The sequence below is a fragment of the Duganella sp. BJB1802 genome (assembly GCF_013369445.1).
GTDB lineage: Bacteria > Pseudomonadota > Gammaproteobacteria > Burkholderiales > Burkholderiaceae_D > Rugamonas > Rugamonas vulcania_A.
Genome location: NZ_JABWEF010000025.1, coordinates 1 through 14,439 on the forward strand (window position 1 = coordinate 1; position 14,439 = coordinate 14,439).

The 14,439-nt window shown below is 61.8% G+C and carries 10 protein-coding genes and 1 pseudogene; 4 read left to right on the forward strand and 7 right to left on the reverse strand.

Annotation, left to right across the window (positions count from 1 at the left end):
- The 7 genes and pseudogenes from HUX88_RS28465 to HUX88_RS28495 all read right to left on the reverse strand — a co-directional run.
- Positions 1-238 (reverse strand): annotated as a pseudogene (locus tag HUX88_RS28465) (hypothetical protein); the annotation flags it as partial.
- A gap of 102 nt (positions 239-340) precedes the next feature.
- The gene (locus HUX88_RS28470; protein WP_176363941.1) at positions 341-1,069 is read right to left on the reverse strand and encodes an ABC transporter ATP-binding protein; all 729 of its coding nucleotides are present in this window, start codon (positions 1,067-1,069) and stop codon (positions 341-343) included.
- A gap of 12 nt (positions 1,070-1,081) precedes the next feature.
- Positions 1,082-3,031, reverse strand: a complete 1,950-nt coding sequence (locus tag HUX88_RS28475) for an ATP-binding cassette domain-containing protein (protein WP_176363942.1) — start codon at positions 3,029-3,031, stop codon at positions 1,082-1,084.
- Between the two features lie 3 nt (positions 3,032-3,034).
- Positions 3,035-3,925 (reverse strand): branched-chain amino acid ABC transporter permease, encoded by an 891-nt coding sequence (locus tag HUX88_RS28480; protein ID WP_161083738.1) that lies wholly within the window; start codon positions 3,923-3,925, stop codon positions 3,035-3,037.
- A gap of 78 nt (positions 3,926-4,003) precedes the next feature.
- Positions 4,004-5,161 carry an ABC transporter substrate-binding protein gene (locus tag HUX88_RS28485; protein WP_117010310.1) on the reverse strand — a complete coding sequence of 386 codons (1,158 nt, stop codon included), beginning with the start codon at positions 5,159-5,161 and terminating at the stop codon, positions 4,004-4,006.
- 198 nt (positions 5,162-5,359) lie between these two features.
- Positions 5,360-5,884: a tetratricopeptide repeat protein gene (locus HUX88_RS28490; RefSeq protein WP_176363943.1), complete on the reverse strand. Its 525-nt coding sequence runs from the start codon at positions 5,882-5,884 to the stop codon at positions 5,360-5,362.
- Positions 5,885-5,895: 11 nt separating this feature from the next.
- Positions 5,896-7,911 carry a bifunctional 2',3'-cyclic-nucleotide 2'-phosphodiesterase/3'-nucleotidase gene (locus tag HUX88_RS28495; RefSeq protein WP_176363944.1) on the reverse strand — a complete coding sequence of 672 codons (2,016 nt, stop codon included), beginning with the start codon at positions 7,909-7,911 and terminating at the stop codon, positions 5,896-5,898.
- A 1,339-nt stretch (positions 7,912-9,250) separates the two neighbouring features.
- Between HUX88_RS28495 and ltrA the strand changes: the two genes are divergently transcribed.
- The 4 genes from ltrA to lysS all read left to right on the forward strand — a co-directional run bounded on the left by ltrA (position 9,251) and on the right by lysS (position 14,411).
- Positions 9,251-10,951 carry a group II intron reverse transcriptase/maturase gene (gene ltrA / locus HUX88_RS28500; RefSeq protein WP_176363945.1) on the forward strand — a complete coding sequence of 567 codons (1,701 nt, stop codon included), beginning with the start codon at positions 9,251-9,253 and terminating at the stop codon, positions 10,949-10,951.
- Between the two features lie 119 nt (positions 10,952-11,070).
- Positions 11,071-12,175 (forward strand): peptide chain release factor 2 gene (gene prfB / locus HUX88_RS28505; protein WP_161091163.1). Its coding sequence is split into 2 segments (ribosomal slippage): positions 11,071-11,151 and positions 11,153-12,175, totalling 1,104 coding nucleotides; the frame shifts between segments, so codons are not numbered across the junction.
- Positions 12,175-12,855: an HAD family phosphatase gene (locus tag HUX88_RS28510; RefSeq protein ID WP_117010306.1), complete on the forward strand. Its 681-nt coding sequence runs from the start codon at positions 12,175-12,177 to the stop codon at positions 12,853-12,855. Before prfB ends, HUX88_RS28510 begins: the two co-directional genes overlap by 1 nt.
- A gap of 26 nt (positions 12,856-12,881) precedes the next feature.
- Positions 12,882-14,411, forward strand: a complete 1,530-nt coding sequence (gene lysS, locus HUX88_RS28515; RefSeq protein ID WP_161091161.1) for a lysine--tRNA ligase — start codon at positions 12,882-12,884, stop codon at positions 14,409-14,411.
- Positions 14,412-14,439: the final 28 nt, after the last annotated feature.

The window sequence follows — 14,439 nt, forward strand, 5'->3', positions numbered from 1 at the left end:
GGATCGGGAAACACGGGGATTCGTTCGCCGGATAGGCGGCAGCGGCCGGAACCGGCTCGCGCGGCAGCCGCACGGCGGGCCGCTGCTCCTCGGCCTGCTCGTTCTGCGCGCGCTCCTTTTGCTGCTGACGCTGGATCTGCTGCGCCGCGATCTCAGCCTGGGACTGAGCGTGCGCCGCCTGATGAACCAGGCTGTACAGCAGCATCACGCCGCACAGCCGACTGCTTACCTGTTGCATTTATTGCCTTACAGAAACTCAATAGTTGCAAATTATATCTATCGAATTTCCGTGCGGCAATTGATTTATTCTAAAATATATAACTTTTATTTTGCTAGTAAGTTAATGCCCCTGTCCGCCGCCGAGGTAGGCGGCAATCACTTTCGGGTCGGTCTTGAGGCTCTCCGCCGGGCCGTGGACCGAGATCGTGCCGTTTTCCAGCACGTAGCCGTAGTCCGCCACGTTCAGCGCGGCGGCGGCGAACTGCTCCACCAGCAGCATCGTCACGCCTTCGGACTTCAGGCGCTGGATGATGCGGAACACTTCCTCGACCAGGATGGGCGCCAGGCCCATCGACGGTTCGTCGAGCAGGATCACTTCCGGGTTGAGCATGACGGCGCGCGCCATCGCCAGCATCTGCTGCTCGCCGCCGGACAGCGTGCCGGCCAGCTGGTGCTGCCGCTCCTTCAGGCGCGGGAACAGTTCCAGCGATTTTTCCAGGTCGCGCTTGATGTCGCCCTTGGTCCGGGCGCGCGTGAAGCGCGGGAAGGCGCCCAGCAGCAGGTTGTCCGTGACCGTCATCGACGCGAACACGCGCCGCCCTTCCGGCGAATGCGCCAGGCCGGCGCGCGCGATCTTGTGCGAATCGGCGCCGGTGATGTCCTTGCCGTCCAGCGTGACCTTGCCCTCCTTCGGCTTGAGCATGCCGGAGATGGCGCGCATGGTGGTGGTCTTGCCGGCGCCGTTGGAGCCGATCAGCGTGACCAGCTTGCCCTTCGGGACCTCCAGCGAGATGCCGTGCAGGACCTCGACTTTGCCGTACGACGCGTGCAGATTGGTGATCGATAGCATGTGCTGTCCTCTTTAATGCGCCGCTGGCGCTTTGGTGCCGCCGTGTTCTTCGCCGCTGCCGCCCAGGTAGGCCTCGATCACCTTGGGATCGCTCTGCACAGCGGCCGGTTTGCCTTCGGCGATCTTCTGGCCGAAGTCCAGCACCGTCACCGTGTCGGACAAGGCCATCACCACGTCCATGTGGTGCTCGATCAGGATGATGGTGATGCCGTGGTCGCGGATCTTGCGGATGATCGCCATCAGCTCCTTGATGTCGGGCGCGGTCAGGCCGGCCGCCGGTTCGTCAAGCAGCAGCAGGCGCGGGCTGAGGCCCAGCGCGCGGCCTATCTCCAGCAGGCGCTGTTTGCCGTACGGGAGATTGCGCGCCTCCTCGTTGGCCATCGCCGTCAGGCCGACGAACTCCAGGATGCTGGCGGCCCGTTCGCGCGCGGCGCGTTCCTCGCGCTTGTAGCGTGGCGTCTGCAGCATCACGTCGAGCACATTCGATTGGAAGGTGTTGTGCAGGCCGACCAGCACGTTCTCGGTCGCGGTCATCTCGCCGAACAGTTGCACGTTCTGGAAGGTGCGCGCCACGCCGCCCAGCGCGATCTGGGACGGCGTGCGGCCGGAGATCAGCGCGCCGGCGAACGACACCTTGCCGGCGGTGGGCTTGTAGATCCCGGTCAGCACATTCATCATCGTGCTCTTGCCGGAGCCATTGGGGCCGATCAGGCCATGCACCGATCCCTGCACCACGTTCAGGTCCACCTGGTTGAGAGCCTTCAGGCCGCCGAACTGCATCAGGATGCGGTCGACGCTGAGCAGCGTCTCGCCGGCCGCGCCGCCCTTGGCGCGGGCGAACGGCTCGGCGCCGCCGGCCTGCACCGCCTGGGCATGCACGGCGCCCCGCCCCATCAGGCTTTGCAGGAAGCCGACGATGCCGTCCTGCAGATAGTAGACCACGAACAGCGTCATCAAACCGAAGATGGTCAGGCGCCAGTCGACGATGTTTTCCAGCTTGTAGGAGTACGCGGCCATGCCGATGGTGGCGACCAGCGGCACCATCACGCCGCGCACCGTGGCGCGCCGCTTGTACAGCATCAGCGCGGAGCCGATCACGCCCAGCACGGCGGCGGCCACCGCGATCTTGCGGAACAGTTCAATGTCGGCCAGCAGGCTGGGAAGCATCACCACGATCATCGCGCCGATGAGCGAACCGGAACGGGTCTTGCGGCCGCCCATGATCACCGCCAGTAGGAACAGAATGGTCAGCTCGAAGTTGTAGGTGTTCGGCGAGATGTACTCCTCCGAATACGCATACAGGCTGCCGGCCAGGCCCGCGAAGCCGGCGCTGATGATGAAGGCGTACACCTTGTAGCGGTACACCGATACGCCCATGCAGTCGGAGGCGATCGGGCTGTCGCGCAGCGCCTCGAAGGCGCGGCCCAGGTTCGATTTCAATATGCGGTGCACCACGATCAGCGACACCACCATCAGCGCCGCCACCATGTAGTAGTAGCCTACCTCGCCGAGCTTCTGGCCGATGATGGTGGGCTTGGCGATCTTGATGCCCATCGGGCCTTCGGTGAGGAAGGTCATCTCGTTGATCAGGATCTGGATGATGGTGCCGAAGGCCAGCGTGACCATCGCCAGGTACGGACCTGTGACGCGCAGGGCCGGCAGCGCGAGAATGGCGCCGAACACCGCGGCGCCAGCCACGCTGGCCGGAATGGCGATCCAGAACGGCGCGCCGAGCTTGAAAACCATCACGCCGGTGGCGTACGAGCCGATGCCGAACAAGCCGGCGTGGCCCAGCGACACCTGCCCGGTGTAGCCGACCACGATGTCCAACCCGAACAGCAGGATGGCGTAGATCAGGATCGTCTCGAACAGATGGATGTAGTACGGATTGGGGATCAGCACCGGATACAGCACCAGCACCGCCAGGCCCACGATGCTCGCCGCGAGGAGTTTCTTGTTCATGGGTCAGACCTTTTTGATGGCGGCTTTGCCGAACAGGCCGGACGGCTTGATCGCCAGTACCAGCAGGAGCAGCAGCAATCCCGGTACTTCCTTGTAGCCGGTCGAGACGTAATAGCCGGTGGTGGTCTCGGCGATGCCCAGTATCAGGCCGCCGACGATGGCGCCGACGCCGGAGGTCAGGCCGCCGATGATCGCCACCGCGAACGCCTTCAGGCCGAGCGAGGCGCCCATGGTGGCGCCGGTGAGCGTGAGCGGCGCCACCAGCACGCCGGCAAACGCCGCCGTCGCCGACGACAGCGCGTACGAGAAGGTGATCACCATGCGGGTGTTAATGCCCATCAGGCCCGCCGCGTCGCGGTCGTTGGCGGTGGCCACCACGGCCTTGCCGTAGATCGATTTGCGGTTGAAGATCTCCACCGCCGCCATGATCGCCAGCGCGCCGACGATCACCGCCACCTGCATCGGCTGCACGTTCGCGCCCAGCACCTGGAACGGCGCGGAGCTCAATGGCGACGGGAAGGTCAGGTCGTCCTTGCCCCAGATATTCTCGGCCACGTTCTTGAAGATGATGGCCAGCGCGATGGTCGACATGATCCAGCCGAACTCCGACTTGATCTTGATCGCCGGCCGCACGCCTATCCATTCGACGAACATGCCTTGCAGCGCGCCGAACACGATCACCAATGGGATCATCAGCAGGTAGCCCATGTAAGGCCCGCCGTGGATGGTGCCGACCAGGCTAAGCCCGACCAGGGCGCCCAGCATCAGCGACTCCCCCTGCCCGAAGTTGAGCGTGCCGGACGTGGCGAAGGTGAGCTGATAGCCGAACGCGATGACGGCGTAGATCATGCCGAGCGCGATGCCGCTGAATGCCAGTTGCAGGAAGATTTCCATGATAACCACCACTTTAGGACGACAAGAAAAAGGCCAGGCTTGAATCCTCAAGACTGGCCAGTACGAAGACCTGCGAGCTTACTTGGCCAGCACTACTTTGCCATCTTTGACTTCGCCGAAGACGGTGATGTCGGCGGTGATCGCTTCGTGATTGTCTTTGCTGAACGGCTTGTTGTAGGTGGTGACGACGCCGTCGATCTTCTCGTTCAGGTTCTCCAGCGCGGCCTTGACTTTAGGACCGTCGGTGGAACCGGCCTGCTTGATGGCCGCCGCCAGCAGGTAGATCGAGTCGTAACCCTGCGCCGCCGACACCGGCGACGGCATACGGTCGCCAGGCGGATGGTAGGCCTTGACGTAGGCGTCGATGAAGGCCTTGCGCTTCGGCGTGTTCGGGTCCTGGATGAAGGTCTGCGGCATGCGGGTGCCGTTACCGTTCTTGCCGGCGTTGTCGATGAAGTTAGCCATCGACAGCGTCCAGCTGCCGATCAGCGGCACTTTCCAGCCCAGCTTCTCCATGCCGTTGGCGATCTGCGCCAGCTCCGGGCCGATACCGTAGGTCAGCACCACTTCGGCGCCGGCCTGCTTGGCCTTGAGCAGCTGGGCCGTCATGTCGACGTCCTTCAGGTTGTATTTTTCGATGGCGACGGCGCTCATCTTCTTCAGGGCCAGCGCCTTCTCCAGGTCCTCGCGGCCAAGCTGGCCGTAGTTGGTGGAGTCGGCCAGGATGGCGACCTTCTTGAACTTGCGATGATCGACCGCTTCCTGCACGATCATGTGCGACTGGATGGTGTCGTTGGCGGAGTTGCGGAAGATGTAGTTTTCAGGTTGGTCGGCGAACTGGCGGGTGACGATGGAGCCGGTGGCGACGTTGTTCATGACCGGGATCTTGGCTTCCTGGTAGAAGCGCTGCGAAGCCAGGGCCACGCCGGTGTTGATGTAGCCGACGGTGGCGGTGACCTTTTCCTTGTTGATCAACTCCTGGGCGATCTGCACGCCGCGCTCGTTCTTGGCTTCGTCGTCGCGCTCCACCAGCTGGATCTGGCGGCCCAGCAGGCCGCCCTTGGCGTTGATCTCCGCCACGGCCAGCTTGACGCCGTCGCGCATGGACACGCCCATCGGCGCCGAACCGCCGGTGAAAGGACCGGCCACGCCGATCTTGATGGGATCAGCCGCCATCGAGGAAGCCGAGAAACCGAGTGCCATGCCTGCAACGAGCAATTTCAACTTGAAATTCATCTGTGATCTCCTGTTTACAACGTTCTTATAGTAGTCGCTTACGTGGGAAATTCGGCCGGATGGGCTCCCCATCGATGGGCCATTGTAGGGTAGTAGATCGGCAGCGGCAACAGATAGATGTGCGGCATCGCAGCAAGCCGCAGAGGGGCCGCCGCGTGTAAGCAAGCAGTAAGGAAGGCGTGCCTCGGCGGGCCGGAATTACATGCCGGAGGTGCGCTGCGCCAGGGCGCGATTGGCGAAGCGCATCTGCGTTTCGGACAGCGCCTCGTTGCGGTCGAAGCCCATGGAGCCGTCGCGCAGGCCGATGGCCATCGCCATCACCGCTTCAGGATACTCCAGATCGGCGGCTTTTTCTATCAGGTGGCGCGCGGCCTGCTCGTCGCGCTTGACGCCGTCGCCGCTCAGGTACAGGTTCGCCAGCGCGAACATCGCGGCCGGCATCTGGCGGTCGGCCGCGAACTTCAACCAGCGGGCCGCAGCCTTGGCGTCGCGCGCGACCGCCATGCCGTTCCGGTACATCATGCCCAGGTAGTAGGCGGCCAGCGGATCGCCGGCCTTGGCGGCGGTGCTGAAGATCGAAAACGCTTTCGGCAGGTTGGCGGCCACGCCCGAGCCGCCGCGCAGGTACAGGCGCGCCTCGTCGACCGGCCCGGCCGCCGCGCAATTTGCGATACCGGCCGCCGCCAGCAACAAGCCCGCCAGCACTCTACACCCCTGCTTCATGCGTCCTCCGTTCATATGGCCAAATCGATGGCGTACAGGGCCAGGCCCTTGCCGCCGCCATCGTCCGTTTTGATCTGGGTGACGGCCTTCAGGCCCGCCTCCCTCGCCAGTTCCACCATGTTGGGGGCGGAGTGAAACACCACCGTGCCCTTGACCGCCACCGGCGCGAAACGCCAGCTGCGCGCGGAGCCGTTGCGGGCGCGGGTCACGTTCTTCTGCTGCTGGATGTAGGCGATCAGCACATCGCGGCTGGCGTCCGGCGATGCCAGGACGGTCTTGCCGCCATCCAGTCCGGGGAAGGCGCCGCCGCCGCTGGCGCGGTAGTTATTCGTCGCGACCAGGAATTCCTGCGCCGGCGACAGCGCCGCGCCCTTGTACCGCAAGGCCGCGATGCGCTGGCCGGCCGGCTTGGTCACGTCGATCTGGTAGCTGATGTCGGCGTCGCTCAGCATGTCGAAATTGAAGCCGGGGACTGCCGTGTTGACCAGTTCCTGCTGCGCGCCGCTGGCCGGGTCGATGCGGTTGAAGCGTTCCGCCGCCTTTTCCAGCCAGGCCTTCAAGCCGGCGCCATCCACCTTCACCACGTGCAGCGCGTTCGGGTACAGGTACAGGTCCGCCACGTTGTTCAGCGCCAGGCCGCCCGGCTTGACGTCGGTGTAGTCGCCCGCGCCGGCGGCGCCGGCCTTGAACGGCGACGCCATCGACAGCACCGGCAGCGCCGTGTACTGCGGCAGGTTGGCCTTGACGTAGTTTTGCACGTAGGCGGTCTGCGCCTGGTTCACCACCTCGATGGCGCTGCTGTCGCCGACGTCGGCGAAATAGGTCGTCATGCGGAAGTCGCTGCTGCCGACCGGCGTTTTCACGTAGCCGATGGTGGCCTCGTGCTCGGCCGCGACCATCGGCGCGATGGCGGGATCGGCGGCGACGTAGCTGCCGTCGGCGTTGCGCGTCGAGCGCACTTCGACCGTGGTGCGGCTCTTGTCCACCACCCAGGCCTTGCCGTCGTACTTCAGGCGCAGGCCGATCACGCCCAGGTGCTTGCCCCACAGGTTGGCCATCACGGCGGGCACGCCGTGGACCGTGCCCTTGGCCTTGTCCACGTTCGGCAGGCCGAACTCCGGCACCTTGCTGGCGGCGTCCGGGAATGGCTGGTGCGAGTGGCCGATCATCATCGCGTCCACGCCCGGCACCTGCGCCAGGTAGTAGTTGGCGTTCTCCATCTCCGGCGAATACGGCGCGCCATCGAGGCCGCCGTGCGAGATGGCCACCACCAGGTCCGCGCCCTGCGCGCGCATTTGCGGGATGTACTTGAGCGCAGTTTCGCGCACGCCTTCGGCGTAGACTTTACCTTCCAGCCAGTGCTTATCCCACAACATGACCACCGTCGGCGCAAAGCCGATGATGCCGACCTTGATCGTCGCCGCCACCGGCTTGCCATCGGGGCCGGTGGCGCTGATCCGGCGCGTGAGGATGCGGTATGGCTCGAACAGCGGCTGCCTGGTCTTCGAACTGTAGATATTCGCCAGCACGATGGGGAAGTTTGGCCCGGCGCAGCGCGGCGCGTTGGCCGGCACGCCGTCCACGTCGAAATGGCTGGCGGTGACCTGGTTCAGGTAGGCCAGTCCGTAATTGAATTCGTGATTGCCGATGCCGCCGCCATCCACGCCCAGCGCGTTCATGGCCTTGTAGATGGCCAGCGGCTGCCCGCACGGCACCGGCGCAACCAGCGCCTGGTAGTCGGCCAAGGCCGTGCCCTGGATGGCGTCGCCGTTGTCGAGCAGCAGATTGTTGGGGAATTCGGCGCGCGCCTGCTTGATCAGCGTCGCGGTGCGCTCCAGGCCTATCGACGGATCGGCCTTCAGCTTGTAGTAGTCGTAACTGAGCACGGTCGCGTGCAGGTCGGTGGTTTCCAGCAGCGCCAGCGTGGCCTGCGCGCCCACGGGCGTGGTCTCGCCGTGCGGCAGGCCGGCACAGCCAAGCAACAAGGTGGGCAACGCGAGTGTGAGGCGGCAAACTGCTGGGCGCATGAGGGAACTATCTAAAGTTGCAACTTTTTGGCAACGGACCGATGCGCAACATCATACGCACGCGATTTCCTTGCATCAAGCAACTTAAGGGGGAGAGGCCATATTTTTATGCTTTGTGTGGCAAAAATGTCAGCTTTTCGCCTCCACCGGCGCGGGCGATGGGCCGACCGCGCAGGCACCGGCGTCGCGCTGCCCATTTAGCTGCAAGGGAACGGCCCGGCTAGGGTATAATCGAAGGTTTGGTGCGACATCGTGTCGCGTTCAGAGCATGCTAGGACTCTAGAAACATTCCCAGCCCTTGAAACGTCGCGCAAATGCGTGATATGTCCCTGATTTATCAGGGATTTTAGAGACGGGAACTTCTGTCAAAAACGGAAGCTCTTTGTTGAACACGATTCTTTAGGAATCCATGCAGAAATTCTCCAATTGCAAGTGTCTTTGCAGTTAGGAACGGATTTTGCCGATTCCTGTCTTACGAGACTTAAATCGTGTTCAGAGGCATGCAAAAGTAGGCATTTTCACATCTGCTTACAATTTCTTTATAGCCAGCCTCCTTTCAAGGATAGGTTGCGACGTCTACTTGTCGCAATCTTAGACTCAGAGCGCAAAGCTCTGTGATGCCTTGTTGTGCTCCATTCAATCCCGACGTTACGATTGGATGCCGCCACAACCGAGTGTACGACCATTCGTCACCTACTCAAGCATGCGTCGCCAGCAATGACGGGGTGTGAAGCCTTGAGAAAAATGTACCCCCAGTTTTACTTGGCACTGGATTTGCGCGAGCAAGTCGGTGGACACTGCCAGCAGCAAGGCGGTCGAGGGGCTAGGTGAATGCCGCATGGGCAACGTAAGTGAACTGTCGCTTGAATCCTCGTAACGATTGAAAGGCCCAAGCTGCTGTTGGCCTTAACCAAAATGGTGTGTGGTTGGTTATCCCTTTCAAACTTGGGGATACGTCGTCATAAAACCATCGGGGAATAGACAGGCCCTAACCGGTTAGTCGCGATGCAATCGCTGGTCGCGTCGGCATTGCAGGGAACGTGGTAAGTCCGATTTTCCGCCATCGCCTCCGGAATCCGGAAGATGGCAGGCGACCCGCGAGGGGAGCTGTCGGAGGAGCGGATAGAGGATGATGGAGAAAGCGAACGCCGGACTGTAATGGCCCGGATAGGGATTCAAGATTTGTCCCAGTCCGAAAGGACGCCCACTTCCATCTGGTGTAATAGTCGTTCAACGACTGCATAAACTTTAGTAGTCACTTTCAACCGCCCCGAAGGGTCGCTGTTTTCCCTTCGGGGAGAATCGCGTCCTCGGCGGGCAATACTACCCGAGGCTCAGCATGAGAGTAACTGATCATCAGATCGGTTCTGCGTCCTCGCACGCCCCATTGGAATGGTCGGCCATCAACTGGCGACTGGTCCAAGAGAACGTGAGAGCCATGCAGATTCGATTAACGAAGGCAACGCAGGAAGGCAACTGGCGCAAGGTGAAAGCCTTACAAAGGTGGCTGACCCGCTCGTTTTGCGCGAAGGCGCTGGCAGTTAAACGAGTGACCGAAAATCAAGGCAAGCGGACGGCGGGAGTCGACCGCGAACTTTGGGAAACACCGCAGCAGAAGTTTGCTGCGGTTGCGCGGTTGAAGACGCGCGGTTATCGGCCCCGTGCATTACGCAGGGTCTATATTCCAAAATCGAACGGGAAGATGCGCCCGCTGGGCATCCCCTGCATGATCGACCGTGCCCAGCAGGCGCTGCATTTGCTGGGACTCGATCCGGTCTTGGAATCGGTGAGCGATCCAAATTCATACGGATTCAGGAAAAACCGCTCAACGGCCGATGCGATGTCGCAGATATTTGTCAGACTGTCCCAGAAAGCTTCGGCTCAATGGGTATTGGATGCCGATATCGAAGGCTTCTTCGACAACATCAATCACGACTGGATGCTCGGCCATGTCCGGATGGACAGGTCGGTCCTTCGGAAGTGGTTAAAGTGCGGGGTTGTGGACCGCGCGCATATGCTTGCAACGACGGCAGGAACGCCACAGGGAGGCATCATTTCCCCTGCGGCGGCGAACTGGACGCTGAATGGACTGGAAACTGGACTCATCAAACACCTCGGTGCGAAATGGGGCCCGGCCAAGGTTCAGAAGCTCAAAGTCGGTGTTATCAGGTACGCGGACGACTTTGTTATTACGGGTGCTTCAAAAGAGCTCCTTGAAAACGAGGTAAGGCCATGGGTAGAGGCATTCCTTGCGGAGCGGGGATTGCGACTCGCCCTGGCCAAAACCAAAGTCGTGCACATTGACGAGGGCTTTGACTTCCTCGGGTGGAATTTCCGAAAATACTCCGGAACCCTGCTCATCAAGCCGAGTAAGAAGAACGTGAAGACGTTCTATGAAAAGCTGAGGACGGTCATCGGCAGCAGCATCAGTGAAACGCAGGAGGATTTGATCACCCTGCTCAATCCGATGCTGAGGGGCTGGGCGCAATATCACAGCCCGGTCGTCGCCAAAGAGACGTTTTCGCGCATCGACACGCTGTTGTATTGGCGATTGGTGCGCTGGGCCAAACGCAGGCATCCAAACAAGAGCACGGAGTGGATTCGCTGGAAATATTGGCGATCAATCGGTGACCGGGCTTGGGTGTTTGCCGCAGGAGTAAGCAGAAAAGATGGTAGTCGCGGTTGGATGGAACTGTACTCTTTATCAAGTACGCCCATTGAACGCCACAAGAAAATTAAGGGCGCTTATCACCCTTATGACCCAAATTGGGAGATGTACGGCGAGCTTCTTCAGCAGGAACGCATGCTCAATAAGATGCGGTACCGCACTGAATGGGTTAAACTATACGTTTCCCAACGAGGTATGTGCGCGCTATGCGGTTGCGCGATGGATATGGACACAGGATGGCATGACCACCACATAGTACACCGTGTGGACGGCGGCTCCGATGTTCTTGGAAATCGCGTTCTATTGCATCCAAACTGCCATACCCAGGTTCACAGCCTGAAGTTGAAAGTTGTGAAACCGGCCTCTGAATAGAGGCTTTTATTATGCTTGAGCCGTGTGCGGTGAAAGTCGCATGCACGGTTCTTAGGGGGGAGAGAGTCCGGTAACGGGTCTCTCCTACCCTACATTTCAGCCTTAGAAAAGAAGAAAACATGGAAGCCGAACGCATCAACTCCCTCTCCGCCCTGCTCGCCGATCTGACCTCGCGCGAAGCCGAACTACGGAGGTATCTTTGACTTCGATAAAAAGTCAGAGAAGCTCGAACAAGTAAACGAAGAACTGGAAGACCCGACGGTCTGGAACGACCCGAAAAAGGCCCAGGATCTCGGCAAGGAAAAGAAATCGCTCGAAGCCATCGTCTTCGCGCTGACCAAGGCCGACACCGACCTCAAAGACATGGGCGACCTGTTCGCCATGGCCAAGGAAGAAGGCGACGACGACACGCTTGAAGCGCTGATCGTCGATGCCGAGGAAGTGCGCAAGGTCATCGAAGGCATGGAGTTCCGCCGGATGTTCAACAATCCGATGGACCCGAACAACTGCTTCATCGACATCCAGGCCGGCGCCGGCGGCACCGAGGCCCAGGACTGGGCGTCCATGCTGCTGCGCCAGTACCTGCGCTACGCCGAACGCAAAGGCTTCAAGGTCGAGGTGATGGAACAATCCGACGGCGAGGTGGCCGGCATCAAGACCGCCACCATCAAGGTCGAAGGCGACTACGCCTACGGCTACCTGCGCACCGAGACCGGCGTGCACCGCCTGGTGCGCAAGTCGCCGTTCGACTCGGCCAACGGCCGCCACACCTCGTTCACGTCGCTGTTCGTGTACCCGGAGGTGGATGACTCGATCGACATCGAGATCAATCCCGCCGACCTGCGCATCGATACCTACCGCGCGTCCGGCGCCGGTGGCCAGCACATTAACAAAACCGACTCCGCGGTGCGTCTGACGCACGGCCCGTCCGGCATCGTGGTCCAGTGCCAGAACGACCGCTCGCAGCACCGCAACAAGGCCGAGGCGATGGAAATGCTGAAGGCGAAGCTGTACGAGCTGGAACTGCGCAAGCGCATGAGCGAGCAGCAGAAACTGGAAGACTCCAAGACCGACGTCGGCTGGGGCCACCAGATCCGCTCCTATGTGCTGGACCAGTCCCGCATCAAGGACTTGCGCACCAACTTCGAGACCGGCAACACCAAGGGCGTGCTGGACGGCGACCTGGACGACTTCATCTCGGCATCGCTGAAGCAAGGCGTCTGATGAGCTCCTCGAATTCGCAGCGCGCGTTCATCTTCGACATGGACGGCACCATCGTCGACAACATGGCCTTCCACACCAAATCGTGGCTGGCCTTCTTCGCCCGTCGCGGCCACGACCTCGACGCCGATGAGTTCTTCCGCGCCACGGCCGGCCGCCAGGGCCATGAAATCATGAGCACCTACCTGGGCAAGCCGATGTCCAAGGAAGAAAGCGCAGCGCTCGACTTCGAGAAGGAATCGCTGTACCGCGAGCTGTACGCGCCGCACCTGGCGGCGGTCGACGGCTTCGAAGCCTTCATCGCCCGCGCCAAAAGCGCCGGCGTGAAGCTGGCCGTGGCCACCGCCGCGCCGAACGAGAACATCGACTTCACGCTCGATGGCCTGGACCTGCGCAAGCAGTTCGACGCCATCGCCGGCGCCGCCGACGTCGCGCGCGGCAAGCCGGAGCCGGACGTGTTCCTGCTGGCGGCGGAGCGCAGCGGCGCCCTGCCCGTCCACAGCATCGTGTTCGAAGACGCGCCGCTGGGCGTGGAAGCGGCGCGCCGCGCCGGCATGCGCGCGGTGGTGCTGACCACCACCCTGCCGGCCGAGGCCTTCGCCGAATTCGACAACGTCATCGCCGTCGTGCGCGACTTCAGCGAGCTGGATGTCGAAACGCTCTTCGCCGCCGCCATTAACTAATCATCACCTCAACAAAAGAACAGACCATGACTACGGATCTTCAAGAACAAGCAGCAGCGCCGGACGAAAACAAGATCATCGCCGAGCGCCGCGCCAAGCTGGCCGCCATCCGCGAACAAGGCGTCGCCTTCCCTAACGACTTCAAGCCACAACATAAAGCCGCCGACCTGCACGCGCAGTATGGCGCGAAGTCGCGCGAAGAGCTGGAAGCCGAACCAGTCACCGTGGTGCTGGCCGGCCGAATGATGCTCAAGCGCGAAGCCGGCAAGAAGGCCGCCTTCGCCACGCTGCAGGATTCGTCCGGCCCGAAAGCCGACGGCCGCATCCAGATCTACGCCACGCTGGACCTGACCGGCGAAGCCGCGATGGCCGCGCTGCACCACTACGACCTGGGCGACATCCTGGGCGTGACCGGCACGCTGTTCAAGACCAAGACCGATGAGCTGACCATCAAGGTGTCGGAACTGCGCCTGATCACCAAGTCGCTGCGCCCGCTGCCGGACAAGTTCCACGGCCTGGCCGATCAGGAAACCAAGTACCGCCAGCGCTACGTGGACCTGATCATGAACGAGGAAACGCGCCGCACCTTCAAGGCGCGTACCGCCGCGATCTCGTCGATGCGCCGCTTCATGGAGAAGAACGAGTTCATGGAAGTGGAAACGCCGATGCTGCACGCCATCCCTGGCGGCGCCGCGGCCAAGCCTTTCATCACCCACCACAACGCGCTGGACATGCAGATGTTCCTGCGTATCGCGCCCGAGCTGTACCTGAAACGCCTGGTGGTCGGCGGTTTCGACCGCGTGTTCGAGATCAACCGCAACTTCCGCAACGAGGGCGTGTCGGTCCGTCACAACCCTGAATTCACGATGATGGAATTCTACGCGGCCTACACCGATTACCACTGGCTGATGGACTTCACCGAAGCGATCATCCGCCAGGCCGCGATCGACGCGCACGGCACCGCGACGCTGACCTACGGCGGCCGCGAGCTGGATCTGGCCAAGCCGTTCCACCGCCTGACCATCGTCGAAGCGATCAACAAGTACGCGCCTGGCTACACGCCGGAGCAGTTGACCGACGTGGAGTTCATCAAGAAGGAACTGCTGAAGTTCGGCGTCAAGCCGTTCGCCACCGCCGGCCTGGGCGCGTTGCAACTGGCGCTGTTCGAGGAAACCGCCGAAGCGCAGCTGTGGGAACCGACCTACATCATCGACTATCCGGTCGAAGTGTCGCCGCTGGCCCGTGCTTCGGACACGCGTGAAGGCATCACCGAGCGCTTCGAACTGTTCATGGTCGGCCGCGAGATCGCCAACGGCTTCTCCGAGTTGAACGATGCGGAAGACCAATCGGCACGTTTCCTGTCGCAGGTGGCGGCCAAGGATGCGGGCGATGAAGAGGCGATGTTCTACGACGCCGACTACATCCGCGCGCTGGAATACGGCATGCCGCCAGCCGGCGGTTGCGGCATCGGCATCGACCGTCTGATGATGATCATCACCGACTCGCCGAACATCCGCGACGTGCTGCTGTTCCCGCACCTGCGCCGCGAAGAGTAAGCAAGCAAAAAGGCCGCTCAACCGAGCG

Bases quoted from the DNA above. Each gene is read 5' to 3' on its own strand.
- HUX88_RS28490 (WP_176363943.1), bottom strand. From the start codon at position 5,884: ATGAAGCAGGGGTGTAGAGTGCTGGCGGGCTTGTTGCTGGCGGCGGCC.
- ltrA (WP_176363945.1), top strand. From the start codon at position 9,251: ATGAGAGTAACTGATCATCAGATCGGTTCTGCGTCCTCGCACGCCCCA.
- HUX88_RS28485 (WP_117010310.1), bottom strand. From the start codon at position 5,161: ATGAATTTCAAGTTGAAATTGCTCGTTGCAGGCATGGCACTCGGTTTC.
- HUX88_RS28480 (WP_161083738.1), bottom strand. From the start codon at position 3,925: ATGGAAATCTTCCTGCAACTGGCATTCAGCGGCATCGCGCTCGGCATG.
- lysS (WP_161091161.1), top strand. From the start codon at position 12,882: ATGACTACGGATCTTCAAGAACAAGCAGCAGCGCCGGACGAAAACAAG.
- HUX88_RS28495 (WP_176363944.1), bottom strand. From the start codon at position 7,911: ATGCGCCCAGCAGTTTGCCGCCTCACACTCGCGTTGCCCACCTTGTTG.
- HUX88_RS28475 (WP_176363942.1), bottom strand. From the start codon at position 3,031: ATGAACAAGAAACTCCTCGCGGCGAGCATCGTGGGCCTGGCGGTGCTG.
- HUX88_RS28470 (WP_176363941.1), bottom strand. From the start codon at position 1,069: ATGCTATCGATCACCAATCTGCACGCGTCGTACGGCAAAGTCGAGGTC.
- HUX88_RS28510 (WP_117010306.1), top strand. From the start codon at position 12,175: ATGAGCTCCTCGAATTCGCAGCGCGCGTTCATCTTCGACATGGACGGC.